At 55.6% G+C, this 24841-nt stretch carries 25 protein-coding genes; 16 read left to right on the plus strand and 9 right to left on the minus strand.

Annotated elements, in window-relative coordinates; all coding sequences use genetic code 11:
- Positions 1–21: 21 nt before the first annotated feature.
- The 4 genes from rnr to ACNT1W_RS03985 all read left to right on the plus strand — a co-directional run bounded on the left by rnr (position 22) and on the right by ACNT1W_RS03985 (position 5549).
- Positions 22–2508 carry a ribonuclease R gene (gene rnr, locus ACNT1W_RS03970; RefSeq protein ID WP_017891362.1) on the plus strand — a complete coding sequence of 829 codons (2487 nt, stop codon included), beginning with the start codon at positions 22–24 and terminating at the stop codon, positions 2506–2508.
- 59 nt (positions 2509–2567) lie between these two features.
- Positions 2568–3299, plus strand: coding sequence for a 23S rRNA (guanosine(2251)-2'-O)-methyltransferase RlmB (rlmB, locus tag ACNT1W_RS03975; protein WP_012004902.1), 732 nt, complete (start codon positions 2568–2570; stop codon positions 3297–3299).
- 129 nt (positions 3300–3428) lie between these two features.
- Positions 3429–5063 carry an isovaleryl-CoA dehydrogenase gene (locus ACNT1W_RS03980; RefSeq protein WP_419246431.1) on the plus strand — a complete coding sequence of 545 codons (1635 nt, stop codon included), beginning with the start codon at positions 3429–3431 and terminating at the stop codon, positions 5061–5063.
- An 87-nt stretch (positions 5064–5150) separates the two neighbouring features.
- Entirely contained in the window at positions 5151–5549 is a 399-nt protein-coding gene (locus ACNT1W_RS03985) for a DUF350 domain-containing protein (protein ID WP_012004904.1), read from the plus strand.
- Here the strand turns inward: ACNT1W_RS03985 and ACNT1W_RS03990 are convergent.
- Positions 5546–5821, minus strand: a complete 276-nt coding sequence (locus tag ACNT1W_RS03990) for a DUF1471 domain-containing protein (protein WP_012004905.1) — start codon at positions 5819–5821, stop codon at positions 5546–5548. The two genes, ACNT1W_RS03985 and ACNT1W_RS03990, sit on opposite strands and share 4 nt — an antisense overlap.
- Before the next feature lie 122 nt (positions 5822–5943).
- The gene (gene bsmA, locus ACNT1W_RS03995) at positions 5944–6252 is read right to left on the minus strand and encodes a biofilm peroxide resistance protein BsmA (RefSeq protein WP_012004906.1); all 309 of its coding nucleotides are present in this window, start codon (positions 6250–6252) and stop codon (positions 5944–5946) included.
- Between the two features lie 126 nt (positions 6253–6378).
- On the opposite strand from bsmA, the gene yjfP reads away from it, so the two are divergent.
- A complete protein-coding gene (gene yjfP / locus ACNT1W_RS04000) occupies positions 6379–7131 on the plus strand; it encodes an esterase (RefSeq protein ID WP_419246432.1) in 753 nt (250 codons plus the stop codon).
- 94 nt (positions 7132–7225) lie between these two features.
- Here the strand turns inward: yjfP and ACNT1W_RS04005 are convergent, their stop codons facing one another.
- Entirely contained in the window at positions 7226–7492 is a 267-nt protein-coding gene (locus tag ACNT1W_RS04005; RefSeq protein ID WP_012004908.1) for a DUF1471 domain-containing protein, read from the minus strand.
- Positions 7493–7949: 457 nt separating this feature from the next.
- Here ACNT1W_RS04005 and rpsF point away from each other — a divergent pair, with 457 nt between their 5' ends.
- The 5 genes from rpsF (at position 7950) to ACNT1W_RS04030 (ending at position 9866) form a co-directional block, all read left to right on the plus strand.
- Positions 7950–8348: a 30S ribosomal protein S6 gene (gene rpsF, locus ACNT1W_RS04010; RefSeq protein WP_006317459.1), complete on the plus strand. Its 399-nt coding sequence runs from the start codon at positions 7950–7952 to the stop codon at positions 8346–8348.
- A gap of 6 nt (positions 8349–8354) precedes the next feature.
- Positions 8355–8672, plus strand: coding sequence for a primosomal replication protein N (priB, locus tag ACNT1W_RS04015; protein WP_012004909.1), 318 nt, complete (start codon positions 8355–8357; stop codon positions 8670–8672).
- 4 nt (positions 8673–8676) lie between these two features.
- Complete coding sequence (gene rpsR / locus ACNT1W_RS04020; RefSeq protein ID WP_002210155.1) at positions 8677–8904, plus strand: 30S ribosomal protein S18; 228 nt, start codon at positions 8677–8679, stop codon at positions 8902–8904.
- 39 nt (positions 8905–8943) lie between these two features.
- Positions 8944–9396 (plus strand): 50S ribosomal protein L9, encoded by a 453-nt coding sequence (rplI, locus tag ACNT1W_RS04025; RefSeq protein WP_012004910.1) that lies wholly within the window; start codon positions 8944–8946, stop codon positions 9394–9396.
- Positions 9397–9506: 110 nt separating this feature from the next.
- Positions 9507–9866 carry a DUF488 domain-containing protein gene (locus tag ACNT1W_RS04030; RefSeq protein ID WP_115183398.1) on the plus strand — a complete coding sequence of 120 codons (360 nt, stop codon included), beginning with the start codon at positions 9507–9509 and terminating at the stop codon, positions 9864–9866.
- Here the strand turns inward: ACNT1W_RS04030 and ACNT1W_RS04035 are convergent.
- On the minus strand, positions 9863–10537 hold the full coding sequence (locus tag ACNT1W_RS04035) for an OapA family protein (RefSeq protein WP_411227819.1): 675 nt from the start codon (positions 10535–10537) through the stop codon (positions 9863–9865). The genes ACNT1W_RS04030 and ACNT1W_RS04035 overlap by 4 nt on opposite strands.
- 286 nt (positions 10538–10823) lie before the next feature.
- On the opposite strand from ACNT1W_RS04035, the gene fklB reads away from it, so the two are divergent.
- Positions 10824–11444 carry an FKBP-type peptidyl-prolyl cis-trans isomerase gene (gene fklB / locus ACNT1W_RS04040; RefSeq protein ID WP_012004913.1) on the plus strand — a complete coding sequence of 207 codons (621 nt, stop codon included), beginning with the start codon at positions 10824–10826 and terminating at the stop codon, positions 11442–11444.
- A 46-nt stretch (positions 11445–11490) separates the two neighbouring features.
- Here fklB and ACNT1W_RS04045 read toward each other — a convergent pair whose 3' ends face one another.
- Positions 11491–13443 (minus strand): bifunctional 2',3'-cyclic-nucleotide 2'-phosphodiesterase/3'-nucleotidase, encoded by a 1953-nt coding sequence (locus ACNT1W_RS04045; RefSeq protein WP_135344730.1) that lies wholly within the window; start codon positions 13441–13443, stop codon positions 11491–11493.
- 256 nt (positions 13444–13699) lie between these two features.
- Between ACNT1W_RS04045 and cysQ the strand changes: the two genes are divergently transcribed.
- Complete coding sequence (cysQ, locus tag ACNT1W_RS04050; protein ID WP_041418863.1) at positions 13700–14440, plus strand: 3'(2'),5'-bisphosphate nucleotidase CysQ; 741 nt, start codon at positions 13700–13702, stop codon at positions 14438–14440.
- Between the two features lies 1 nt (position 14441).
- On the opposite strand, the gene ACNT1W_RS04055 is transcribed toward cysQ, so the two are convergent.
- A complete protein-coding gene (locus tag ACNT1W_RS04055) occupies positions 14442–14999 on the minus strand; it encodes a YtfJ family protein (RefSeq protein WP_012004916.1) in 558 nt (185 codons plus the stop codon).
- Positions 15000–15325: 326 nt separating this feature from the next.
- Here ACNT1W_RS04055 and ACNT1W_RS04060 point away from each other — a divergent pair, with 326 nt between their 5' ends.
- A complete protein-coding gene (locus ACNT1W_RS04060; RefSeq protein ID WP_012004917.1) occupies positions 15326–15532 on the plus strand; it encodes a DUF1107 domain-containing protein in 207 nt (68 codons plus the stop codon).
- Positions 15533–15811: 279 nt separating this feature from the next.
- Here ACNT1W_RS04060 and ACNT1W_RS04065 read toward each other — a convergent pair whose 3' ends face one another.
- Both ACNT1W_RS04065 and msrA read right to left on the minus strand, forming a co-directional pair.
- Positions 15812–17143, minus strand: a complete 1332-nt coding sequence (locus ACNT1W_RS04065) for a hemolysin family protein (RefSeq protein WP_112364410.1) — start codon at positions 17141–17143, stop codon at positions 15812–15814.
- 177 nt (positions 17144–17320) lie between these two features.
- On the minus strand, positions 17321–17962 hold the full coding sequence (gene msrA / locus ACNT1W_RS04070) for a peptide-methionine (S)-S-oxide reductase MsrA (protein WP_390903056.1): 642 nt from the start codon (positions 17960–17962) through the stop codon (positions 17321–17323).
- Between the two features lie 287 nt (positions 17963–18249).
- On the opposite strand from msrA, the gene tamA reads away from it, so the two are divergent.
- Genes tamA through ACNT1W_RS04085 form a run of 3 tightly spaced genes read left to right on the plus strand, consistent with a single transcriptional unit; the run spans position 18250 to position 24151 of the window.
- On the plus strand, positions 18250–19986 hold the full coding sequence (tamA, locus tag ACNT1W_RS04075) for an autotransporter assembly complex protein TamA (protein WP_012004920.1): 1737 nt from the start codon (positions 18250–18252) through the stop codon (positions 19984–19986).
- Positions 19983–23801: an autotransporter assembly complex protein TamB gene (gene tamB, locus ACNT1W_RS04080; RefSeq protein WP_419246433.1), complete on the plus strand. Its 3819-nt coding sequence runs from the start codon at positions 19983–19985 to the stop codon at positions 23799–23801. Before tamA ends, tamB begins: the two co-directional genes overlap by 4 nt.
- A gap of 2 nt (positions 23802–23803) precedes the next feature.
- On the plus strand, positions 23804–24151 hold the full coding sequence (locus ACNT1W_RS04085) for a gamma-glutamylcyclotransferase family protein (protein WP_006317485.1): 348 nt from the start codon (positions 23804–23806) through the stop codon (positions 24149–24151).
- Between the two features lie 52 nt (positions 24152–24203).
- Here ACNT1W_RS04085 and ppa read toward each other — a convergent pair whose 3' ends face one another.
- Positions 24204–24734 (minus strand): inorganic diphosphatase, encoded by a 531-nt coding sequence (gene ppa / locus ACNT1W_RS04090; protein WP_012004923.1) that lies wholly within the window; start codon positions 24732–24734, stop codon positions 24204–24206.
- Positions 24735–24841 lie beyond the last annotated feature (107 nt).

Here is a 24841-nt window from a genome sequence, read left to right on the forward strand (position 1 = left end):
GATGACAACGGAGGAACCGCAATGTCACAAGATCCATTCCTGGAACGAGAAGCAGAAAAATATGAATCCCCAATCCCGAGCCGTGAATTCATTCTGGCCCATCTGGCGAAAAGAGAAACGCCGGCCAGCCGCGAAGAGCTGGCCAAAGAGCTGAATTTAACCGGTGAAGAGCCGTTAGAAGCGTTGCGCCGCCGTCTGCGTGCGATGGAACGTGACGGTCAGTTAATATTTACCCGCCGTCAGTGCTATGCGCTGCCGGAACGTCTCGATCTGCTGCGCGGTACGGTTATCGGCCACCGTGATGGCTTTGGTTTCCTGCGTATTGAAGGCAGCAAAGACGACCTGTATCTGTCAGCCGAGCAGATGAAAATGGCAATCCACGGTGATGTGGTGCTGGCACAGGCAATGGCTGCAGATCGCAAGGGCCGCCGTGAAGCGCGTATCGTCCGTGTGCTGGTGCCGAAAACCAGCCAAATCGTCGGTCGCTTCTTTATGGATGCCGGTACCGGCTTTGTGGTGCCGGATGATAGCCGCCTGAGCTTTGATATCCTGATCCCGGCCGAAGCAGCCAGTGGCGCACGCATGGGCTTTATGGTGGTGGTTGAGCTGACCCAACGTCCGACCCGTCGCACCAAGGCGGTAGGCAAGATCGTTGAGATCCTCGGCGATAAAATGGGCACCAGTATGGCGGTGGATATCGCTCTGCGCACCCATGAGATCCCGCATGTTTGGCCGCCACAGGTGGAAAAACAGGTTGCCGATCTCAGTGAACAGGTACCTGAAGCCGCCAAGAAAGGCCGTGTCGATCTGCGTCAGTTACCTTTGGTGACCATTGACGGCGAAGACGCACGCGATTTCGATGACGCGGTTTACTGTGAGAAAAAACGCGGCGGTGGTTGGCGCCTGTGGGTGGCCATTGCCGACGTCAGCTACTACGTGCGTCCGCGCACTGCGCTGGATGACGAAGCGCGCAACCGCGCAACTTCGGTGTACTTCCCATCAGAAGTCATCCCGATGCTGCCGGAAGTGCTGTCCAACGGCCTGTGTTCGCTTAACCCGCAGGTTGACCGCCTGTGTATGGTGTGCGAGATGACCATCTCCGCCCAGGGGCGTCTGTCGACGGCCAAATTCTATGAAGCGGTAATGAGCTCTCACGCCCGTTTAACCTACAACAAAGTCTGGCACATCTTGCAGGGCGATCAGGAGCTGCGTGAGCATTATCACCCGCTGGTCAAGCACCTGGAAGAACTGCACACAATGTACAAGGTGTTGGATCAGGCGCGCGCCGAACGTGGCGGTATTGCCTTCGAAACCGAAGAAGCCAAGTTTATCTTCAACGCCGAACGTCGTATTGAGCGCGTAGAGCCAACGGTACGTAACGACGCCCACAAACTGATCGAAGAGTGCATGATCATGGCGAACGTCGCCGCGGCACGCTTCGTTGAGAAGAATAACGAGCCGGCGCTGTTCCGCGTGCATGACCGTCCAAGCGACGATCATATTACCGCCTTGCGCAGCGTGCTGGGCGAACTGGGTCTGACGCTGGGCGGCGGGAACAAGCCGCAGCCGAAGGACTACGCCACCTTGATGGATGAAGTTTCCGAACGTCCTGACCATGAAATGCTGCAAACCATGCTGCTGCGTTCCATGAAGCAGGCGGTCTACGATCCGGAAAACCGGGGCCACTTTGGTCTGGCGCTGGCTTCTTATGGCCACTTCACCTCGCCGATCCGTCGTTATCCGGATCTGGCGATGCACCGCGCAATCAAATACCAGCTGGCTAAAGAGCACGGCGAGCCGAAAGAGCGCTGGACGCCGACCGGTGGCTGGCACAGCGAGTTTGAAGAAATGCTGCAGCTGGGCGAGCACTGTTCGATGGCCGAGCGCCGCGCTGATGAAGCGACGCGTAACGTTGCCGACTGGCTGAAATGCGACTTTATGCAGGATCACGTCGGGGAAGTGTTCAGCGGTATTATTGCCAGCGTGACCGGCTTTGGTTTCTTCGTTCGTCTGAACGATCTGTTTATCGACGGTCTGGTGCACGTATCATCGCTGGATAATGACTATTATCGCTACGATAATATCGGCCAGCGTCTAATTGGCGAATCCTCCGGCGTGGTTTATCGCCTGGGCGATACGGTAGAGATCCGCGTTGAAGCGGTGCATATGGACGAGCGTAAAATTGACTTCGCTCTGGTCTCCAGCACACGCAAGCCGCGTGGTGAAGGCAAAACTGAACGCGATCGTGCCAAAAATGGTGGCCAACGCACCCTGCGTGGCGGGGCTGGCGCAGGCCGCACTTCCGCTCCGCGTAAACGTCGTGGTGGTAAAGCACCCGCCAATTTTGAGCCTGACAGCGCCTTCCGTAAAGACGAAGCCAAACCCGCTGACAAGGTGAAGAAAGACAAAAAGGCGAAAGCCAAGAAAGTGTCCGACAAAACCCGGAAAATAGCGTCGGCGACCAAGGCCAAACGCGCCGGCAAGAAGAAAGGTGCTGAGCAGGCTTAAGCTGCCACACGTCATTATCACCGGCTGGCATACGCCAGCCGCACAGTTAAAAGAGCATCATGAGCGAAATTATTTACGGTATTCATGCCGTCAAGGCCCTGTTAGACAACGATCCGCAACGCTTCCTGGAAGTGTTTATCCTCAAAGGGCGTGACGATCGCCGCTTGCAGCCGCTGATTGCCGAGCTGGAAGCGACCGGCATTGTTATCCAGGTGGCTAACCGCCAGTGGCTGGATGAGAAGGTCGAGGGCGCGGTGCATCAGGGGATTATCGCCCGGGTGCGCGAAGGGCGTCAGTATCAGGAAAACGATTTGCCGGCACTGTTGGAAAGCGTGGACACGCCTTTCCTGCTGGTGTTGGACGGCGTGACCGACCCGCACAACCTCGGCGCCTGTCTTCGCAGCGCCGATGCGGCCGGTGTACACGCGGTGATCGTCCCGCGCGACCGTTCTGCCCAGTTAAACGCTACCGCCAAGAAAGTGGCCTGCGGCGCGGCGGAAAACGTTCCGTTGATTCGCGTCACCAACCTGGCGCGTACCCTGCGTTTGCTGCAGGAAATGAACGTCTGGGTCGTCGGCACTGCCGGCGAAGCCGATCACACTTTGTTCCAGAGCAAAATGACTGGCCCGATGGCGCTGGTGATGGGGGCCGAGGGCGAAGGTATGCGTCGTCTGACTCGTGAGCACTGTGACGAGTTGATCAGCATCCCAATGGCCGGGACGGTGTCTTCACTGAACGTATCAGTCGCCACCGGCATCTGCCTGTTTGAAGCGGTGCGTCAGCGCAGCTGATTTACCGGTAAGGGCGCAGAATTTTGCGCCCTTGTTGCTTTCTCAATTCCCACCCTGTGATCTCACCTGCGGCAGAAATCCCCCTGACGACCATACTTACTCCTGACGCCTTTATCAGGGAGCAAGCCGATGGTCTGGAATACACACACCGTTTTTAATCAGCCGAAGCCGCTGGGGAACAGCAATCTGTTCCTGTCCGATACGGCACTGCATGAGGCGGTACAGCGCGAGCAAGCCGGTTGGGATGTGGAAGTGCTGGCCTCGTTGGGGCAGCAGTTGGGTACCCAGGAATCGCTGGAACTGGGGCGATTGGCCAATGCCAACCCGCCGGAGTTATTGCGTTATGATGCCACCGGCCAGCGGTTGGACGACGTCCGTTTCCATCCCGCCTGGCATATCCTGATGCAAGGCTTGATCGCTAACCGTGTGCATAACCTGCCGTGGCAGGAGGATGCCCGTATTGGTTCATTCGTGGCGCGCGCCGCGCGTTTTGTGCTGCATGCTCAGGTCGAGGCCGGCACCCTGTGCCCGGTGACCATGACCTTTGGCGCTATCCCACTGCTGCATCGTTCTCTGCCGGCAGAATTCCAATCCTGGTTAACGCCACTGCTATCCGATCGTTACGACGCGCATGTGCTACCCGGTGGGCAAAAGCGCGGCTTGCTGATTGGCATGGGCATGACCGAAAAGCAGGGCGGTTCCGACGTATTGAGCAATACCACTACCGCCAGCCCGTTAGCGGCCCGCGGCCCGGGGGAGGCTTACCGGCTGGTAGGACACAAATGGTTTTTCTCGGTGCCGCAGAGCGATGCGCACCTGGTGCTGGCGCAGGCCGAAGGGGGACTGTCGTGCTTCTTCCTGCCACGTATTTTGCCGGACGGCACGCGCAATGCCATACGGCTGGAGCGGCTGAAGGATAAACTGGGTAATCGTTCCAACGCCAGCGGAGAGGTTGAGTTTCAGGACGCCAGCGCCTGGCTGGTGGGCGAGGAAGGAGATGGCGTGCGGCATATCCTGAAAATGGGTGGCCTGACGCGCTTTGACTGTGCGTTGGGCAGCCAGGGTTTGATGCGGCGCGGGCTATCGGTGGCGTTATACCACGCTCTGCAGCGGCAGGCATTCGGCAAACCCTTGATCGAACAACCGATGATGCGTCAGGTGTTGGCGCGGATGGCGCTGCGGCTGGAGGGGCAAACGGCGGCCCTGATGCGCCTGGCGCGAGCCTATGACAGCATCGGCGTCGGGGCGCCTTTGGAACAGGCGCTGTGTCGGGTGATGACCCCGGCGGCGAAGTTTGAAGTCTGTCGACAGGGCATCCCTTTTATCGGCGAAGCGATGGAGGCGCTGGGCGGTATCGGCTACTGTGAAGAGAGTGAGCTGCCGCGGCTGTACCGTGAAATGCCGGTGAACAGCATTTGGGAGGGTTCCGGCAATATCATGTGTCTGGACGTGATGCGAGCCTGGGGGAAGCTGCCGGTGGTACAGGAAGCCCTGGAGCTTGAATTTGGTGAGGTCAGGGGGCAGAACCGTCACTTTGATCGCCAGTGGCGGCAGTTGCTCCAGTTGATGCGCAAACCCCAGGAGGAGCAGGGACGGGCAGTCACCGGAGCGTTATTCAATCTGTTCGCCGCGGCGCAGCTTCTGCGCTACAGTTCACCGCCGTTAGCGGAAGCCTGGTGCCAAATGATGCTCGATACCCGTGGTGAGCGAACATTACCAGACCGTCTGTGCGAGACATTGTTTGCCCGAGCGATGGGAGGCTAGGGAAAACAGTAGCGCTACAGCGGGAAAAGCTTTTTAATTCAGCACTTGGCCCGTAAGGGATACTGACCTCTGACCAGGAAACATGACATGGATATTCTCAGCGCGTTGGCGGCATTCGCCTCTTATTTCTTCAGTGGCTTTGCCATGGTTCTGGTGTTCTTGTTTGTTTATACCCGCATTACGCCGCATGACGAATGGGCGTTGATCAAGGCCGACAATCAGTCAGCCGCTTTTGGATTCGTCGGTGCCTGCCTGGGTTATGTGATCCCGTTGGCCAGCGCGGCGATCAACTCAGTCAGCCTGCTGGACTACCTGCTATGGGGCGTGGTGGCCTTGGTGGTACAACTGCTGCTGTTTGCGGCGGTGAAAATCTATATGCCGCGTATCAGCGACAAGATTGAGTCCAATCACGTCGCCGCCGGGATTTTCCTGGGGGGCGTGTCAATCAGCGGCGGCATACTGAATGCGGCCTGCATGACCTACTAAAGATAGAGAATTGCAAAGGCGCGCCAGCCAGGCTGATGCGCCTGTTCTTCCATCCGCAGGATGCGGTAATAGCTCGCCCCATGCTCATCAGCCTTGCGGGCAATCAATTGTTCTACATCCTGAGGCGAGCCGGGTAGGTTATTCAGGGTGATTTGTGCAATTTCGCTAAGCGGCGTAACGCGGTCTGCGGGCGCCAACTCAGCGGACTGAGCGCTGGCGCTGAGTAACCCCATTGAGAGCAGGAGGGCGGTGAGTGCGGCGGAGCGTGTCATGGCGTTCCCCTTGGTCGGATCCTGGACTCACGCTCGCAGGCTGCGGCGCGCTGACCGCCAGTGTGCAACAGCCAACTTCAGTCTGTGCAAAGCCAATGTAAATCTTATTAAAACTCCAGAGTTTACCGGTACAGGATCGCCTGCGAATACCACTGGCCGGGCACCACGGTTTCACTGTTCATCATGATCATGTAATAGCGTGCGCCGCTGGCGTTGGCTTTCTTCTGAATTTCTGCTTCCACATCCATCGGACTGCCGCGGACCAGGGCGCTGGTGGTGCCCATTTTCACCAGACTGCCGGTTTGCGCCCGGGTTACCTCTTGCGCCTGCCCATTGGGCGCCGGCGGGGCTTTTGGCGTCGTGGTCATCATGCCACAGGCACTAAGCAGCGTGACCAGCGCCAGGGGCAGCAACAGATGGGACAGTTTCATAGAGACCTCGACAAAGCGGAAAGCATGATTTCAGTGTAACTCATTATAAATTGGAACAGATTGAGCTAATGCTATTAAGCTCAAGTTTGCCATTATGGAGGCAAACAGCGACGTGGAGAAAAACGGATGATTGAAATCTATGACGAGCGAGTGGGAGACACTGCGGTGATCCACGCGGTGCCTGCGGGGCAATATCACCAGCCATTGCCAACGGTATTTTTCTACCATGGCTATACCTCGTCGAAAGAAGTGTACGCCTATTTTGCCTATGCATTGGCCAAAGCAGGGTTTCGTGTGGTGCTGCCGGATGCCGATCTGCACGGCGAACGTTTTGATGGCAATGAAACCAAACGGCTGGCCAGTTTTTGGGAGATCCTTCGGCGCAATATTGACGAGTTACCGGCGCTGAAGGCGCACTTTGAACAGCTCGGTCTGATTGCCGAGGGGCGCATTGGCGTGGGCGGTGCGTCAATGGGCGGCATGACGACATTGGGCAGTTTTGCCCGCTATCCGTGGGTGAAAGCGGCGACCAGCCTGATGGGGGCCGGTTACTACACCTCTCTGGCGCAAACGCTGTTCCCACCGCTGGATGAGCAGGGAAATCCTTTGTCGAGCGAGGATTTTGATGCGCGCATTGCCATGCTGGCGGATTACGGTCTGGAACAGCAGTTGGAGAAAGTTGCCGATCGGCCGCTGCTGCTGTGGCACGGTGAGGCGGATGACCTGGTGCCGGCGGCGGAAAGCCTGCGGCTGGCGACCGAACTGCGCCAGAGTGGCTGGGACCGACAATTGACGTTACTCACTGAGCCGGGAGTCAAGCACCGCATTACGCCACAGGCGCTCAGTGCCACCGCCGATTTCTTCGTGCAATCGTTGTAAAAAAAGCCCCCTGCAGGCAGGGGGCCGATGGTGACTTTCGCAGTTTGATTTACTGTTTTAGGCGCGAGTTGCTTCCCTGGTACTGCATTTTCACTTAGCGATACAGTTCGGCGCTGACGTGGATGGTGCTGTTGTTTTCAGGCTCATGCAGGGCAATGATCCGATAGGCGGTGGCGCCGCGCTGGTCGGCTATCTTGCTCACCTGACTGGTGGCGTCATCCGGAGAAACCACATTCTGGTTCAGCGTGACGAAGCCAACGCTCTGACGTTGATCGGCCTGGTGTGAGGTGATCTCTGTTGCGGCCATGACGTTGGCGGAAAACAGTAAAGCAATGGCGGTAGCGATGGTGATGTGTTTCATAATTGCCTCTCTTAACTGTTTGCTTCAACGGCCTGACAGCCGGTGCCAGTGCAGCAAAAAGTTATTTGCATGTATTGAATAACCTCAAATCTTTTTCGTCGCGCTGTCTGCGGCGGATAACTACAATTTTAGACCTTCCGGCAGGATTAAAAAGGCCGCCATTTTGATGGCCTCTTTCAAAAAAAATGAATGAAATTCATGCGGCAGTGATGATTTTATTGAAAGATTTTTTCAACTGATGGATTTGTGTACATAGGTTTTGCCGACAGCAAATCGTGCTATTTACGCATCCGCTTCGCATTACCGATAATAAGCCCCCTTCGACCCTTGAGTTTTTCAGCCTGCGCAAGTATGATTACGCGTCATTTTTTCAGCCGCACACACATACACGTTCCTTGCTTCCATGGGCCGCGGTTGACCCTGACAGGAGGCTGAATAATCCGTAAGGAGCAATTCGATGCGTCATTACGAAATCGTTTTTATGGTCCACCCTGACCAAAGCGAACAGGTTCCGGGCATGATCGAGCGTTACAGTGCTACCATCACTAACGCTGCTGGTCAGATTCACCGTCTGGAAGACTGGGGCCGCCGTCAACTGGCTTACCCGATCAACAAACTGCACAAAGCCCACTACGTTCTGCTGAACGTTGAAGCTCCGCAGGAAGCGATCGATGAGCTGGAAACAAACTTCCGCTTCAACGACGCCGTTATCCGTAGCATGGTTATGCGCGTTAAGCACGCGGTAACTGAAGCATCTCCGATGGTTAAAGCGAAAGACGAACGTCGTGGCGATCGCCGCGAAGACTTCGCTAACGAAACCGCAGATGATGCTGATGCTGGGGATTCTGAAGAGTAATTTACCGTGACGGCTAATCGGCTGACGTTGTCTGGCACCGTGTGCAAGACGCCGACGCGTAAAGTGAGCCCGTCAGGTATTCCACATTGCCAGTTCGTGCTTGAGCACCGTTCAGTGCAAGTGGAAGCCGGTTTTACCCGGCAAGCCTGGTGTCGTATGCCGGTGATTATCAGCGGCAAGGCCCATCAGGCCATTACTCAAAGTATAACGGTCGGCACGCCTCTCACCGTTTCCGGTTTCATTAGCAGCCATCAAGGGCGCAATGGACTGAACAAAATGGTGTTGCATGCCGAGCAGATTGAATTGATAGATTCTGGAGACTAGCCTAATGGCACGTTATTTCCGTCGTCGCAAGTTCTGCCGTTTCACAGCGGAAGGCGTTGTTGAGATCGATTACAAAGATATCGCAACGTTGAAAAACTACATTACCGAAAGCGGTAAAATTGTCCCGAGCCGTATTACCGGTACTCGTGCAAAATACCAGCGTCAGCTGGCTCGCTGCATCAAGCGCGCTCGCTACCTGTCCCTGCTGCCATACACTGATCGTCATCAGTAATCGGCCGCCGTCTATTAACGACTTTAAGAGGATAAGGTAATGCAAGTTATTCTGCTTGATAAAGTAGCAAACCTGGGCAGCCTGGGTGATCAAGTTAACGTTAAAGCGGGCTACGCCCGTAACTTCCTGGTACCACAGGGCAAAGCTGTTCCTGCTACCAAGAAAAACGTAGAGTTCTTCGAAGTACGCCGTGCAGAACTGGAAGCCAAACTGGCTGAAATTCTGACTGCTGCTGAAGCTCGCGCAACCAAGATCAACGAACTGGGTTCAGTCACCATCGCGTCTAAATCAGGCGACGAAGGTAAACTGTTCGGCTCTATCGGCACCCGCGACATCGCTGACGCAGTTACTGCGGCAGGCGTTGAAGTTGCCAAGAGCGAAGTTCGTCTGCCGAATGGCGTTCTGCGTACCACTGGTGAACACGAAGTTCAGTTCCAGGTACACAGCGACGTATTCGCACAGCTGAATGTAGTTGTGGTAGCAGAAGCTTAATCGCTGCTGCTCGCCAAGTTAAAACGCCAGCCTCGTGCTGGCGTTTTGCTTTTCTCACGTCCGCTAAATCGCGTTACCCTGTTATCACCTTGAGTGAGGAGCAGCGGCAAATGGCAGAGATTAACTTACAGCGTGTTTATGATTTTACTGGCCCGGCGCCGGTGAACTGCTATCTGATAGATCGGCTGTGGCCGCGAGGCGTCAGCAAGGAAAGGCTGCAGGGCGTACAGTGGCTAAAGCAGGTGGCACCGGATAACGCACTGCGGCAGTGGTTTCATCAGCACCTTGAGCAGTGGGAAGAGTTTGAAAGCCGCTACCGACGGCAACTGGCGGAAAATGACGCCTGGCAGCCGCTGGTGGCATTATTACGGCAAGGTCAGCCCATGACCCTTCTTTATGGCAGTAAAGACACACAGCACAACCATGGCGTCGTGCTGCGCGACTTTCTGTTGGCGCAGTTGGCCGATTAACGCTCGCGGCGGTAACTGCCGTCGGCCTGGCGGCGGAACAGCACCTGCGTATTATCAGCGGCGGTGACCGAGAGCGCGGTGATCACGCCGTTAGTATCACGTTCGATACGCACTTCCTGGCCGGCTTTCATGTTACTGAGCGGCTTGTCATTACCTTCCACCTGCGCCATGGCGAAGACTTCGTTCACCGGCAGGCTGTTGTCGCGGAACAGTTGCGCCAGCGTCTGCCCCGGCTGGATCTGGAAACGTTGCCAGTTGCCCGCCGGTTCAGGTTCGGCAGCGTGCTGTTGCTGAGCATTATTTTGCAGATCGGCCCGCAATGGCACGCTGTTATCCTGCTGGGTAACCGGGAAAGGTTGCCCGCTGTTCTGTGAAGAGTATGGCCATAGCAGCGCCAACAGCAGGATGATGCCGAAAATCAGGGTCCAGCGGCGGTGAAAATAGGGTAATGGCTCCATCCAACCGAAACCGTCCGGCAGGTGCCAGATCTTCAGCAATAATGCTTTGATACTTTGCCCCTTACGGTTTCCCGGTGGTTGTTCTGAATCCGGATCTTCTACCGCCTCTGGCGCGGAGCCTGGTTTCAGGCGCTGGCTGAAGTTCAGCCAGGTGCGCAGCAATGGCTGGTAGACACGGGTGGTTTTCCTTCTCCTGGGCGAGATTCTGCCCATGGTGACCTCTCTTCAACGGCGTAAAATATCAGGGTACAAAAGTCTGTACCGACGTCCCGATGCTCTTGTTTCAGTATAGTCCGCTAACTGATTGAAGTGAAAGGCAGCAGCAAACCCATGCCTGTTGCGGCAGGCAATTCGCCTGGGGCGCGGGAGCGGGCGTTAACAGGAGGTTATTGTTTCTTTTTCTACGACAAAAGTCATCATTCTCCACACAAGATTTTACCCGGCTTTACGGCGCTGTTATGCTGCGCTTTCGACTTTTTAAAGACTAAAGGAAAACCCCATGACAACCCCTTCTTTTGACAGCGTTGAAGCTCAAGCGAGTTACGGGATTGGTTTACAGGTCGGCCAGCAGTTGCAAGAGTCCGGTCTGGAAGGTTTACAACCGGAAGCTCTGCTGGCAGGTTTGCGTGACGCGCTGGAAGGGAATGCCCCGGCGGTTCCGGTAGACGTGGTTCACCGTGCGCTGCGTGAAATTCACGAACGTGCGGATGCCGTGCGTCGCGATCGTCAGCAGGCGATGGCCGTTGAAGGTCAGAAATTCCTGGAAGACAACGCCAAGCGTGACGAAGTGACGCTGACCGAATCCGGTCTGCAGTTCTCCGTGCTGGAGCAGGGCGATGGCCCAATCCCGTCCCGTCAGGATCGCGTGCGTGTGCATTACACCGGTCGTCTGATTAACGGCGACGTGTTCGACAGCTCTGTAGAGCGCGGCCAGCCGGCAGAATTCCCGGTCAGCGGCGTGATCCCAGGCTGGATCGAAGCGCTGACTCTGATGCCGGTCGGCTCCAAATGGCAGCTGTACATCCCACACGACCTGGCCTACGGCGAGCGTGGTGCAGGCGCATCCATCCCGCCATTCAGCGCGCTGGTGTTTGACGTCGAGCTGTTGGAAATTCTGTAAGTCACCGCAGAGTTTTTCAAGGGCGCCTTAACGGCGCCCTTATTGTTTATTTCTTCTGCAAATCAATCTGATAAACCGCAAAGCCGATGCTGTCTGTCCCTTCAGCTTTCATCGGGTACTGGGCGTGCGTTTTGATAAACGCGCTGGCTTTGTCACTCGGCGAGGTTTCGAAGCGGATATCCAGCGGCTGCGGGCTGCTGAACGTCGCCAGTCGCCAGTTATTATCCACCTGTGGTTTCACTGCGCCGTGTTGCCTGGTTTCAGCGCTGATATAAGCCGCCAATACCGAACGGTTCTCATCCGGTGAAGCAAAAGCAATGTGTTGATCGCCGGTACCGGCAAACTTGCCGCCGTAGGCGCGGTAGTTATTAGTGGCAACCAGGAAAGTGGCGTTTGGATCGATCGGTTTGCCTTTGAACGTCAGCTCCTTGATGCGCTGCGCCTTGTCGTTAATTAACTGGCATTCGCCGTCGTAACGCGCCGGTTGGCTGACGTCGACCTGATAATTGACTCCGTCAATCACATCGAAATTATAGGTGCGGAAACCGTCCCAGTTGATCAGGCCCTGTGGTTTACTGCTGTTGACGTCGATCTGGTTGAACTGCCCGGCGGAACACTCCAGCCATTCCTTCACTTCTTTGCCGCTGGCTTTCACCACCACCAGTGTGTTGGGATAAAGGTAGAGGTCTGAAGCGTTACGGAAGGTGAGCTGACCTTTTTCCACCTCAACGAAGCTGGCCGGATCGTTTTTGCGCCCGCCTACCTTGAACGGCGCCGCGGCTGACAGCACCGGCAGGTCAGCCAGATCCGGATCGCCCTGAATATAGTGCTCGACGTAGGCCTTTTGCGCGTTATTGACGATCTGCACCGTCGGATCATCCTGCACCAGCGCCAGATAGCTGTACATGTTGTCGTCGGCCTTGCCGACGGGCTTGCTGACGAAATCTCGCGTGCCTTTGTGATCTTCCGCCAGTACTTTCAGCAGGTTGGCGTCTTCCGCCGCCAGCGATTTCTTGTTCTCTTTGTCGTAAATCGGCCGAGCTTGCGCCTTGGCCGCCGTGACTTTCCAGGTGCCGCTGTCGTTATTCAATTGCAGATCGACCACGCCGAGATGATCGCCCCACTGGCCCGGCATCACTGCCGGGATGCCGTTCAGCGTCCCCTGGGCGATGTCAGCCCCTTTGATATTGGCGAAGTCCTTGCTGGGGAACACGGCGTGAGCGTGGCCGAACATGATGGCGTCGATGCCCGGTACCTGGCTGAGGTAGTACACCGAGTTTTCCGCCATGGCCTTGTACGGCTCGCTGGACAGGCCGGAGTGTGGGATAGCCACAACCAGATCGGCGCCCTGTTTGCGCATTTCCGGTACGTAACGTTTAGCCGTTTCGGTGATGTCGTTAACGGTGACCTTGCCCTGCAGATTGGCTTTATCCCACACCAGGATTTGTGGTGGCACAAAGCCGATATAACCGATGCGCAAACTATGTTCTTTGCCGTCACGGTCTTTTACCGGCGTATCGACGATAATGTAAGGAGTGAACAGGGGTTTTTGTGTTTTAGCGTCGATCACGTTGGCGTTGATATACGGGAATTTGGCACCGGCAATGGCGTTTTTCAGGTAATCGAGCCCGTAGTTGAACTCATGGTTGCCGATATTGCCGACCACATAATTCAGGGTATTCATCGCCTTATACACCGGGTGTACATCACCGGGTTTCAGGCCCTTGGCCGCCATATAATCGCCGAGCGGGCTGCCCTGAATAATGTCGCCGTTGTCCACCAGCACCGTATTGGCTGCCTGCTGACGGGCCTGTTCAATCAGGCTGGCGGTGCGTACCAGACCGAATTTATCGGTCGGTTTATCCTTGTAGTAATCGAAGTCCATCATGTTGCTGTGCAGGTCGGTGGTTTCCAGCACGCGCAGATCGACCGTTGCCGCTTGTGCGGAGGCGCACACCAGCATAGCGAGGGCAGACAACGTCAGCGGACGCTTCATCATTTTTAGTTTTCTCCATTCCATTTTTCGAGTTTTATCGCAGAGGAACATGTAATTAACATTGGTTGTCTCACCAAACTGTGAAGTGTGGCAGAAAATAAGCCAGTGCAGGACAGTAAATGTCACAGTTGTGACGGCAAAGACTCGAGTAATTACCGCGGGTTAAATCGTTGTGATGGATATTCCATGCAAAAAAAACTAGGCTGCTAGCAATGAGAAAGGGGAAATGACCCATGGAACTGCATATCTGAGGTGAATGATGTTAGAGCAAATTTGCCAACTGTCCCGCGAGGCGGGCGCAGCGATCATGGCGGTATATGACGGTAAACAACCGCTTGATGTCGCACAGAAAAAAGATGATTCCCCGGTGACGGCGGCCGATCTGGCAGCGCACCACATCATCCAACGCGGCCTGGCAGCGTTAACGCCGGAAATACCGTTACTGTCAGAAGAAGATCCACCGGGCTGGGAAGTGCGACAGAATTGGACGCGTTACTGGCTGGTCGATCCGCTGGACGGCACCAAGGAATTCCTCAATCGTAACGGCGAATTCACGGTAAATATTGCTTTGATTGAAGACGGGCAGGCGGTGATGGGCGTGGTTTACGCCCCGGCAATCGACGTGTTGTACCTGGCCGAACGCGGCAAAGCCTGGAAAGAAGAAAAAGGCCAACGTCAGGCGATTGGCGTCAGTAATGCCAATCCGCCGTTGGTGGTGGTTAGTCGCTCGCACAGTGACGAAGAGCTGAAGGATTACCTGAATCAGTTAGGTGAGCATCAGACCGTATCGGTCGGTTCCTCGCTGAAGTTCTGCCTGGTGGCAGAAGGTAAAGCGCAGCTTTACCCACGTTTTGGGCCGACCAATATCTGGGATACCGCCGCCGGACACGCGGTCGCGGTGGCGGCCGGAGCGCAGATCCACGACTGGCAGGGCAGGCCGCTGCTCTATACGCCGCGTGAGTCTTTCCTCAACCCCGGCTTCCGGGTTTCGCTGTTCTAATTCAGTTTGCCAGCAGTTGGTGCAGTTGGGTCATGACCTGCTGCACCTCTTCCGGCGTCAGTGCGCCGTCTTTGGCAAACTGGATCCTGCCCTGCTTATCCAGCACCACAATGGCTGACCCCTTCGGCTGTAAATCCCAGGCTTTGCGCACGTTGCCGTTGCTGTCGACCACAAACTGCGACCAGGGGAACTCTTTCTTGCTGTCTTCGATACTGCTGCGGACAAACATCGCCGTGCCGAGCAGAGCATCATCGGTATTCACTATTGTCGTCGTTTGGTAACGATCGTGCGGTAGCTTGGCTTTCTTAATCGCTTCTATCAGTGGGTCGTTCATGTCCTTGGCAGAGCTGCGGCCGGCAATATGCTGGATGACTCGCACTTTTCCACTGAGCTGCGCGCTATTCCAGTTTTGATAGCTAAACTTATCATTAGCGTAGTTCAGCTCACCCTTGTCGCTGACGCCAATCGGCGCTACGCGTTGCTGGAGCTGGAAGTTATGCGCAGAGGCAAAAAGGGGTGCAAACAGCAGGGACGCAATGAGCATGTGACTTTTTTTCATGCCTTCTCCTTGAAGGTGGAATGGTGCCGACCGCACCCGACAGCCTAAAGCATAGGTGGTGATCGGAGGTCTGTCCTGTTAGCCGGATCTCAGTTCTTCCTTCAGGCCGCTAATACCCGGTTTTTGAAGGGATATACTGAAAAAGTTATATATAATCATATACAATTCTGTCAAAAAGTGTAAATCCAGTGAAGATCTCCAGGCGGAAATGAACGTTATAGTCTTTACTAGGTCTACTACATGGCAATCAAGTTGCGTTCTTACTTTAGTGGCTGCCACCTTGGCGGCTCGCTGAGCGCATGGACCAAACGGAGGAAAGTAATAGAATGAGAATCTTCCAGCGTTATAATCCGTTGAAAGTGGCGAAGTACGTCAAGACCCTGTTTCGTGGCCGGCTGTATATCAAAGATGTGGGCGCGTTCGAATTCGATGAAGGGAAAATTCTGCTGCCGAAAATTCGCGACCGGCGTCACTTCAGCGTGATGTCAGAGGTTAACCGTCAGGTGTTGTTGTTGCAGACCGAGATGGGTTGATCAACTACCCGTCGCCTTTCAAGCTGCAGCGTTGTTACCTGCACTCAGTTACGTGGCCCATCCGTGGGCCACGCCCCTAAAGGGGCCGCTGCAAGCAGCGTTCAAATCTGTTCCCGACAGATTTGTCACCTCAGTTACTTACTAAAGTAAGCGCCTGGGGATGAGTGAGCTGGCCGCCTAGCTGCAACTCGAAATTCATAGGGTAATAGTTAGAGCACCTGCAAAAGCTAAAATAATCGCGGCCCCGTTTGGGGCCGCTGACGTTTTTATCGATGGAGATCAGGCTGCGGGTTTTTCTTCCGGTGCCTTCGGCAGTACTGATGCCGGTTTGTCGCTCAGCCGGGTTACCAACAGTTGGTCAATCTTGTAGCTGTCGATATCCACCACTTCAAACTTGTAGCCGGCGTATTTGACGAAGTCGGTCCGTTTCGGGATCTTGCGCAGCATATACATCATAAAGCCGCCGATGGTTTCGTAGTTGCCCGCCTGCGGGAACTCATCAATGTGCAGTACGCGCATTACATCGTCGATCGGCGTCCCGCCCTCAATCAGCCATGAGCTTTCATCACGCGCCACGATCTGCTCTTCCTGGCCCTGGCCTACCAGATCGCCCATCAGCGTGGTCATCACGTCATTGAGTGTGATGATACCCACGACCAACGCATATTCATTGAGAATAACCGCAAAGTCTTCACCGGCGGTTTTAAAGCTTTCCAGCGCTTCGGACAGCGTCAGGGTATCCGGCACGATCAGCGCCGAGCGGATCTGCACGCCGCTGCTCAGCACCAGGCTCTGATTGCCCAGCACGCGGTTCAACAGGTCTTTGGAGTCCACGTAGCCGACGACTTGATCGATATTGCCATCACAGACCAGGAACTTGGAGTGCGGATGGGTCGAGACCTTCTCGATAATGCTTTCTTCGGTCTCACGCAGGTCGAAGTAAACCACGCTTTCACGCGAGGTCATTGACGAAGGTACGGTGCGAGACTCCAGTTCGAAGACGTTTTCGATCAGCTCATGCTCCTGTTTGCGCAGCACACCCGCCAGGGCACCGGCTTCTACCACCGCGTAGATATCGTCGGAGGTGATGTCGTCTTTGCGCACCATCGGCAGTTTGAACAGGCGGAAGATCAGGTTTGCCATGCCGTTGAAGAACCACACCAGCGGCCGGAAAATCATGATCGAGAAACGCATCGGGTTGATGATCCGGACGGCAAACGTCTCTGGTGCAATCATACCGATGCGCTTCGGGGTCAAATCTGCAAACAGGATAAACAGGCTGGTTACCAGCACGAATGAACAGACGAAGCTGGCCTGCTCTGCCAGTTCAGGTGATAAAAAGCGGTCGAACAACGGTTGGAATGTAGGAGAAAAGGCTGCATCGCCGACGATACCGCCGAGAATGGCCACGGCGTTCAGGCCAATCTGTACCACGGTAAAATACAGCCCCGGGGTTTCCTGCAGTTTGAGGACTTTGGCGGCATTGACGTTACCTTCGTCAGCCATCATTTTCAGTTTAATCTTGCGTGACGCGGCCAGAGATATTTCCGACAGTGAGAAGAACGCACTCACTGCGATCAGAAAAAGAATCAGTAAAATACTGTTTAACATAATCTATCCATACGTGCCGACGGGATGACGGCGCTCTTGAGGAAGGGTAGTACATTGTAAAAAAAGTAGCGATAACAACCAGAAAGAAGGTTATCGGGCCGATGATCCGGCCCGCACAGTATAGCAGCAGCCCTACCGGGGCCGCCAGCGGTTAAAAAATTACCTCCAACCTGCGGCTTAGCCCTGTGGTGGCAAGCAAACACCGATACCACCCAGACCACAGTATCCTTCAGGGTTTTTGTACAGGTACTGCTGGTGGTCGTCCTCGGCATAGTAGAACGGCAGGGCCGGTGCGACTTCGGTGGTGATGGCGCGTTTATCGCCGGCCTGCTCCATCGCCTGTTGGAAACGCTGCAGGCTGCTTTCCGCTTCGGTCTGCTGCTCCTGCGTCAGCGTATAAATCGCCGAGCGATACTGGGTACCGACGTCGCCGCCCTGACGCATGCCCTGCGCCGGATCGTGGTTCTCCCAGAATACCTGCAGCAACTGTTTGTAGCTGATGATTTTCGGATCGAATACCACTCGTACCACTTCCGTATGGCCAGTTTGGCCGCTGCATACTTCGCGGTAGGTCGGGTTTGGCGTATAGCCACCGCTGTAGCCTGCTGCGGTGCTGTAAACCCCTTGCTGCTGCCAGAACAGGCGTTCCACTCCCCAGAAACACCCCATGGCGAAGATCGCTACTTCCAGGCCGTCCGGCACTTGGGTCATTGAGTGATCGGTGACCACGTTAAGCGTGGCAACCGGCATGGGAGTGGTGCGGCCAGGTAATGCGTTTGCCTGGTCGACAGTTTGTGTTTTATCAAAAAATGGCACCACGGTTGACTCCTGTTGTCACAGTAAGAATTGGCCCAAGAGGCGGCAGTTAAGTTGTATCTAACCGCAACTTTGCCCACAATAAGCTACATATTGAGATTATGTATCAGATTAACGCAGTATCTAGAGCGCCAAAAGATAAGAATGCGCCAGTTCACTGCGGCAGTAAAACCGTAACATGCAGCGTCTGGAAAAATGCTGAAAAGGGCCGCCGTCCTGATAGCGCGGAGTAGGCCCTGGCCCCAGAGCGAGTGTTATTACAGGAAAGTAAAATAAATTAAGGAGAACACGTGCCACGATACCGTGCCCTGTGCTTTGTGTGTGCGCTGCTCGCCACGCCTGCGGCCTATTCGGCGAATGTGCGGCTGCAGGTTGAAGGACTTAGTGGGGAATTGGAAAAAAACGTCCGGGTGCGTTTGTCGTCCATCACGCCGGAGGAGGTCAGTACGGATGGCCGTTTTCGCGCACGTGTGGATGAAGCCGTCCGTCAGGGGCTGAGAGCACTTGGCTATTATCAGCCCACCATCGACTTTACGCTGGATGACCGGCCAGGGCTGGCTCGTCCGGTGCTGCACGCCAAGGTTAATCCGGGCGAGCCGGTGCGGATTGCCGGCGCCAATATCGTGCTGGAAGGCGGCGCGAAAACCGATGACGACTATCTGGCGTTAGTCAAAAAAGGCAAGCCGACGATAGGCGAGATCCTCAATCACGGCAAATACGACAGTTTTAAAGGTTCGCTGACCGGCCTGGCACTGCGTAAAGGCTATTTCGATGCCGATTTGACCAAGAGCCAGCTCGGCGTGGCCGAAGAGCTGCACAAGGCCTATTGGGACATCGACTTCAACAGCGGGCAGCGTTATCGCTTTGGCCAGGTGAAGTTTACCGGCTCGCAAATTCGTGAAGACTATCTGCAAAATCTGGTGCCCTTTCATCAGGGGGATTATTACAGTTCGGAAGACCTGGCCGAACTGAACCGCCGTTTATCCGCCACTAACTGGTTTAACTCGGTGGTGGTGTCCCCTGATTTCAAAGATGCCAAAGAGAACAAGATTTTGCCGTTAGATGCGTTGGTATCGCCGCGCACGCGTAACACCATCGAAACCGGGGTCGGTTATTCCACCGACGTCGGTCCCCGGATCAAAGGCACCTGGAAAAAACCCTGGCTTAACGACCGAGGTCACAGCCTGGAAACCAGTGCGAGCGTTTCGGCCCCGGAACAGCAGCTCGATTTGACCTATAAAATCCCGTTATTGAAGAATCCACTGGAGCAGTACTATCTGCTGCAGGGCGGTTTCAAGAACGTCGATCTCAACGATACCAAGTCCGTCACTTCAAAAGCGGTGGTTTCCCGCAACTGGGATCTTTCCAGCGGCTGGCAGCGGGCATTGAACCTGACCTGGCGTCTTGACCACTTTACTCAGGGTAACGTCACCAACACCACCATGCTGCTGTATCCCGGCGTTAGCGTTAACCGCACCCGTTCGCGCGGCGGCCTGATGCCCACCTGGGGTGACAGCCAGCGCTATTCTATTGATGTGTCCGACAGCACCTGGGGATCAGACGTAGACTTCGCGCTGATGCAGGCGCAGAACGTCTGGATCCGCACCCTGGCCGACAAGCACCGTTTTGTCGCGCGTGGGCAGGTGGGCTGGATTGAAACCAACGACTTTGAGAGAGTGCCGCCAGACCTGCGATTCTTCGCCGGTGGCGATCGCAGCATTCGTGGTTACAAGTACAAGGGCATTTCACCCCGCGACGACGACGGTAAGCTGACCGGTGCATCCAAAATGCTGACCGGCTCGCTGGAGTATCAATACAACGTGACCGGCAAATGGTGGGGCGCGGTGTTTGTCGATTCAGGCGAAGCGGTGAACGATATCAAGCAGAGCGACTTTAAGACCGGTGCCGGCTTCGGCGTGCGCTGGCAGTCACCGGTTGGCCCGGTGAAGCTGGATATCGCCGCCCCGGTTGGGGATAAGGACACCCACGGGGTGCAGTTCTATATTGGTTTGGGGCCTGAACTATGAGCCTGATAAAAAAGATTTGCCTGGGTTTCCTGATTGTCCTGCTATTGCTGATCGGCGGCGTTGCGTACCTGCTCGGGACCACCAGTGGTTTACATTTGGTTATCAACAGTGCGGCACGCTGGGTGCCGGGGCTGGATATTGCCAGCGTCACCGGCGGCTGGCGTGACCTGACGCTGAAAGGCGTGAAATACCAGATGCCCGGCGTAACGGTAAATGCCGGGCAGTTCCATCTGTCGCTGGATCTGGCCTGTTTTAAAAACAGTTCGCTGTGCGTCAACGCCCTGACTGCGCAGGATGTGGACGTGGTGGTGAAAACCAAAGAAATGACGCCGTCCGCGCCGGTGGCAGAGACCAGCGAGCCGACCACCAACCTGAGCACGCCGTACCCCATCACTTTACGCATGCTGGCGCTGAACAACGTTAAGGTCAGCGTCGACGATACGGCCATTTCTCTTGGCGAGTTCCGGACTGGCGCACAGTGGCAGGAACGTGCTCTTACCCTGCTGCCAACCAAAATCAGCGGCTTGTTGATAGCTCTGCCGAAAACCCCGCAGAACCCACTGCCGGAGGCGGTGCAACCGGTGGTTGAGGTGGCGAAAAAGGTAGAGGAAAAAGCCAATCAGGGCGCGAAGCCGGCTCCTCAGCCGGAAGAGAAGCCGCTGGGCGAAACGCTGAAAGAACTGTTCGCCAAGCCACTGCTGCCGGATCTGCCGGACATTCGCCTGCCGCTGGATATCACCGTTAAGGAGATCAGCGGCGAACAGCTGCGGTTGACCGGTGATACCGACGTGCTGATCACCAGCCTGCTGCTGCAGGCCAGTACTCTGGATCAGCATATCCAGCTGGACAATTTCGACGTCAAATCCCCGCAGGGCACGCTGTCGGCCCAGGGGCAAGCTACGCTGACCGGCAGTTGGCCGGTGGAAATGGTGGCCAACAGCACGTTGAACATCGATCCATTGAAAGGCGAAAAGGTTAAGCTGAACATTGGCGGTGGGCTGCGTGAAGAACTCAAGGTGGCGCTCAACCTGTCCGGTCCGGTCGGCGCGCAGCTTGATCTGCAAACCCAACTGGCCGAAGCCGGTTTACCGCTGGCGCTGACGCTGCAAAGTAAACAGCTGAAATGGCCGCTGAGCGGCGAATCGCAATACCAGATCAACGATTTCCGCCTGCGCTTTAACGGCAAGGCAACCGACTATGCGTTGTCGACCCGCGCCAATATCAAAGGCCAGGACTTGCCACCGGCGGTACTGACGCTGGACGGTAAAGGTAACGTTGAACAGTTCAAACTGGATCGCCTGCGGTTGGCGGCCTTGCAGGGCAATACCGACCTGACTGCGCTGGTGGACTGGAGCAAGGCCATCAGCTGGAATTCACAGCTGACGCTGAGCGGCATCAATACCGCCAAACAGTGGCCGGAATGGCCGGCGAAGTTGGACGGCAAAATCACCACCCGCGGTAGTCTGCACGGCGGCAGTTGGCAATTGCAGGTGCCGGTGCTGCAGCTCGACGGTAACGTGAAGCAAAACAAGGTCACCGCTCGCGGTACGCTCAGCGGCAACGCTGCCGGCCAATGGAAAATTCCGGGTATCGATCTGACTCTGGGTCGTAACCAACTGAACGTCAAAGGCCAACTGGACGAGAAGAGCTGGAACCTGGATGCGAACATCGACGCACCGCGCCTCGACGGCGCTTTGCCGGGACTGGGCGGTACGGCGAAAGGTTTGCTTAAGCTACGCGGCAACCTGCAGGCACCTCAGTTGCTGGCAGACTTGACGGCATCTGGCCTGCAGTGGCAGGCGCTGCGCATCAACCGGGTCAAAATTGACGGTGACGTGCGTTCCAGCGACCAGATCCAGGGGCAACTGGCGGTGCGGGTCGAACAGCTCAAGCAAGATGCGTTGGACATCAACCTGCTGACTTTGGATGCCAAAGGCAGTGAGAAACAGCATCAGCTGCAACTGAAAATTGACGGCAAACCGGTCTCTGGCCAGTTGGCGCTGCAGGGCAGTTTCGATCGCGAGCAGCAACGCTGGCGCGGCAACCTGAACAATACGCGCTTCGATACTCCGGTGGGGGAATGGCGGTTAAGTCGCGCCATCGCGCTTGATTATCTGAATACCGCACAGAAAATCAGTATTGGGCCACACTGCTGGCAGAACCCGAATGCCGAACTCTGCGTGCCGAAAACCATCGAAGCCGGGCAGAGCGGTCAGGCCAGCGTGGTGCTGAACCGCTTTGATCTGGCGATGATCAAGTCTTTCCTCGGGCCGGAAACGGCCCTGAGCGGCGTATTCAGCGGGCGGGCGGACGTTAGCTGGAAACCGGGCGGTGCGTTGCCGGAGGCGAAAGTCTCGCTGGTGGGCAATGGCGTGAAGGTGGTACAGCAGGTGCAGGGTAATGCGCTGCCGATCGCCTTTGACCGGCTGAATCTCAACGCCGGGCTGACCAACGGCCGTGCGCAGGCCGACTGGTTGATCAAGCTGACCAATAATGGCCAGTTTGACGGTAACGTACAGGTTGTCGATCCGCAGGTGCGCCGCAATATCAGCGGTAACGTCAACATTACCAATATTTCACTGGCGATGATTAACCCGGCGTTGATGCAGGGGGAAAAAGCCGCGGGCATGCTGAATGCCAACCTGCGTCTGGGCGGTAACGCGCAGAAACCTTTGGTGTATGGCCGTATGGCGTTGGACAAGGTCGATATTGACGGTCACTGGATGCCGTTCGACATGACCGAAGGCCGGCTGGCGATGAACTTTGACGGCATGACCTCGACGCTGGAAGGCTTGGTTAGCACCACCCACGGTCAGCTTAATCTGTCCGGTGACGCTGACTGGCGTGATATCAACGCCTGGCGTGCACGCATTGCCGCCAAGGGCGATAAACTGCGGGTGACGGTGCCGCCGATGATCCGCATCGACGTTTCACCTGATCTGGTCTTTGAAGCCACGCCGCAGCTGTTCTCACTTAATGGTTCGGTAGATATTCCGTGGGCGCGTATTACGGTACAGGAACTGCCGGAAAGCGCGGTGGGCGTCTCTTCCGACGAAGTGATGCTGGATGAGCAGCTTAAACCGATACAGCCGAAAACGGCGGGGATCCCGATCAACAGCAACCTGATGATCCACGTTGGCAACGATGTGCGATTGGATGCCTTTGGTCTGAAAGCGCGGTTGAAGGGTGATCTGAAAGTGGTGCAGGATAAGAATGGCCTGGGCCTGAACGGTCAGATTGACATCCCTTCCGGTCGCTTCCATGCTTATGGTCAGGATTTGATCGTTCGCAAGGGCCAGTTGATGTTCTCGGGGCCGCCGGATCAGCCGTTGCTGAATCTTGAGGCGATCCGTAATCCGGACTCGACCGAAGATGACGTCACCGCTGGGGTACGCGTCACCGGGTTGGCGGATGCACCCAAGCTGGAAGTGTTCTCGGATCCGGCCAAATCCCAGCAGGAAGCGCTGTCTTATCTGTTGCGCGGCCAGGGATTGGGCAGTTCCGGTGCTGATGGCAACGCAATGACCTCAATGTTAATTGGGATGGGGGTTGCACAAAGTGGTCAACTTGTGGGTAAAATCGGCGAGGCATTTGGCGTAAGCAATTTGGCCCTGGATACTCAGGGGGTTGGCGACAGTTCCCAGGTTGTCGTCAGCGGTTATGTTCTCCCTGGCTTACAAGTAAAATATGGGGTGGGCATTTTCGACTCATTGGCCACACTGACGTTGCGTTACCGCCTGATGCCTAAATTGTATCTTGAAGCGGTGTCTGGTCTCGACCAGGCATTAGATTTGCTCTATCAGTTTGAGTTTTAGCGATGCGAATAATTGTCTACGGCAGTTTACGACGCAAACAGGGAAACAGCCATTGGATGACTAACGCCCAATGGTTAGGCGAGCATGAGCTCGAGGGCTATCAGATTTATAATCTGGGCCATTACCCGGCGGCGATCCCTGGAGAGGGCACGGTACATTGTGAGGTGTACCGCATCAACTCATCGATTTTGGCTGAGCTGGACGAACTGAAAAGCAACACCAAGGACTATAAGCGCGAGCTGATTCAGACGCCTTATGGAAGTGCGTGGATCTACCTGTATAAACACAGTGTGGACGGTTACCCGCGGATTAACAGCGGTGACTGGCTGAAGCGTCTCGACGAAAAGTAAAAAAAAACACCGCTCACTGAGCGGTGTTTTTTTATCGGACGGCGGTCAGGAATTACTTCTTGGCAGCACGTTCGAAAGAGGCAATGATTTCAGCTTTGGCAGCGGCAGCGTCTGCCCAGCCTTCCACTTTCACCCATTTGCCCTTCTCCAGATCTTTGTAGTGCTCGAAGAAATGAGAGATCTGTGCTTTCAGCAGTTCCGGCAGGTCGTTCACATCTTTGATGTGATCGTACTCTTTGCTCAGTTTGCTGTGCGGAACGGCAACCAGTTTCGCATCTTCACCGGCTTCGTCGGTCATCTTCAGTACGCCCACCGGACGGCAGCGGATCACTGAGCCAGGCTGCAGCGGGTATGGCGTTGGTACCAGCACGTCAACCGGATCACCGTCCAGAGACAGGGTGTGGTTGATGTAACCGTAGTTGCACGGATAGAACATCGCGGTGGACATGAAACGGTCAACAAACAGCGCGCCGGTGTCCTTGTCGATTTCATATTTGATCGGATCGGCATTGGCCGGGATTTCGATAACTACGTAGATGTCTTCTGGCAGGTCTTTGCCAGCAGGGACGTTAAGCAAGCTCATGTCGGTTTCCTTTAATCAAACCAGAAATGGAGTGGCGGCTATTATAGCGGACTCTTTTGCGATTTCCTGCCCTTTTCATCACCCAAGCCCCGGCAGACAGTCATCCA

Origin of the sequence: Serratia sp. NFX21 (assembly GCF_048517035.1) — a bacterium.
GTDB classification, from domain to species: domain Bacteria; phylum Pseudomonadota; class Gammaproteobacteria; order Enterobacterales; family Enterobacteriaceae; genus Serratia; species Serratia quinivorans.

What these genes read in the sequence shown, in the direction of transcription:
- ACNT1W_RS04030 (WP_115183398.1), top strand. Translation starts at nt 9,507, where the DNA reads ATGGCAGAGATTAACTTACAGCGTGTTTATGATTTTACTGGCCCGGCG.
- ppa (WP_012004923.1), bottom strand. Translation starts at nt 24,734, where the DNA reads ATGAGCTTGCTTAACGTCCCTGCTGGCAAAGACCTGCCAGAAGACATC.
- rpsR (WP_002210155.1), top strand. Translation starts at nt 8,677, where the DNA reads ATGGCACGTTATTTCCGTCGTCGCAAGTTCTGCCGTTTCACAGCGGAA.
- cysQ (WP_041418863.1), top strand. Translation starts at nt 13,700, where the DNA reads ATGTTAGAGCAAATTTGCCAACTGTCCCGCGAGGCGGGCGCAGCGATC.
- ACNT1W_RS03985 (WP_012004904.1), top strand. Translation starts at nt 5,151, where the DNA reads ATGGATATTCTCAGCGCGTTGGCGGCATTCGCCTCTTATTTCTTCAGT.
- yjfP (WP_419246432.1), top strand. Translation starts at nt 6,379, where the DNA reads ATGATTGAAATCTATGACGAGCGAGTGGGAGACACTGCGGTGATCCAC.
- ACNT1W_RS04005 (WP_012004908.1), bottom strand. Translation starts at nt 7,492, where the DNA reads ATGAAACACATCACCATCGCTACCGCCATTGCTTTACTGTTTTCCGCC.
- ACNT1W_RS04065 (WP_112364410.1), bottom strand. Translation starts at nt 17,143, where the DNA reads ATGTTAAACAGTATTTTACTGATTCTTTTTCTGATCGCAGTGAGTGCG.
- ACNT1W_RS04035 (WP_411227819.1), bottom strand. Translation starts at nt 10,537, where the DNA reads ATGGGCAGAATCTCGCCCAGGAGAAGGAAAACCACCCGTGTCTACCAG.
- rpsF (WP_006317459.1), top strand. Translation starts at nt 7,950, where the DNA reads ATGCGTCATTACGAAATCGTTTTTATGGTCCACCCTGACCAAAGCGAA.
- ACNT1W_RS04085 (WP_006317485.1), top strand. Translation starts at nt 23,804, where the DNA reads ATGCGAATAATTGTCTACGGCAGTTTACGACGCAAACAGGGAAACAGC.
- rnr (WP_017891362.1), top strand. Translation starts at nt 22, where the DNA reads ATGTCACAAGATCCATTCCTGGAACGAGAAGCAGAAAAATATGAATCC.
- ACNT1W_RS03990 (WP_012004905.1), bottom strand. Translation starts at nt 5,821, where the DNA reads ATGACACGCTCCGCCGCACTCACCGCCCTCCTGCTCTCAATGGGGTTA.
- bsmA (WP_012004906.1), bottom strand. Translation starts at nt 6,252, where the DNA reads ATGAAACTGTCCCATCTGTTGCTGCCCCTGGCGCTGGTCACGCTGCTT.
- fklB (WP_012004913.1), top strand. Translation starts at nt 10,824, where the DNA reads ATGACAACCCCTTCTTTTGACAGCGTTGAAGCTCAAGCGAGTTACGGG.
- ACNT1W_RS04045 (WP_135344730.1), bottom strand. Translation starts at nt 13,443, where the DNA reads ATGATGAAGCGTCCGCTGACGTTGTCTGCCCTCGCTATGCTGGTGTGC.
- ACNT1W_RS04060 (WP_012004917.1), top strand. Translation starts at nt 15,326, where the DNA reads ATGAGAATCTTCCAGCGTTATAATCCGTTGAAAGTGGCGAAGTACGTC.
- rlmB (WP_012004902.1), top strand. Translation starts at nt 2,568, where the DNA reads ATGAGCGAAATTATTTACGGTATTCATGCCGTCAAGGCCCTGTTAGAC.
- ACNT1W_RS04055 (WP_012004916.1), bottom strand. Translation starts at nt 14,999, where the DNA reads ATGAAAAAAAGTCACATGCTCATTGCGTCCCTGCTGTTTGCACCCCTT.
- tamB (WP_419246433.1), top strand. Translation starts at nt 19,983, where the DNA reads ATGAGCCTGATAAAAAAGATTTGCCTGGGTTTCCTGATTGTCCTGCTA.
- rplI (WP_012004910.1), top strand. Translation starts at nt 8,944, where the DNA reads ATGCAAGTTATTCTGCTTGATAAAGTAGCAAACCTGGGCAGCCTGGGT.
- ACNT1W_RS03980 (WP_419246431.1), top strand. Translation starts at nt 3,429, where the DNA reads ATGGTCTGGAATACACACACCGTTTTTAATCAGCCGAAGCCGCTGGGG.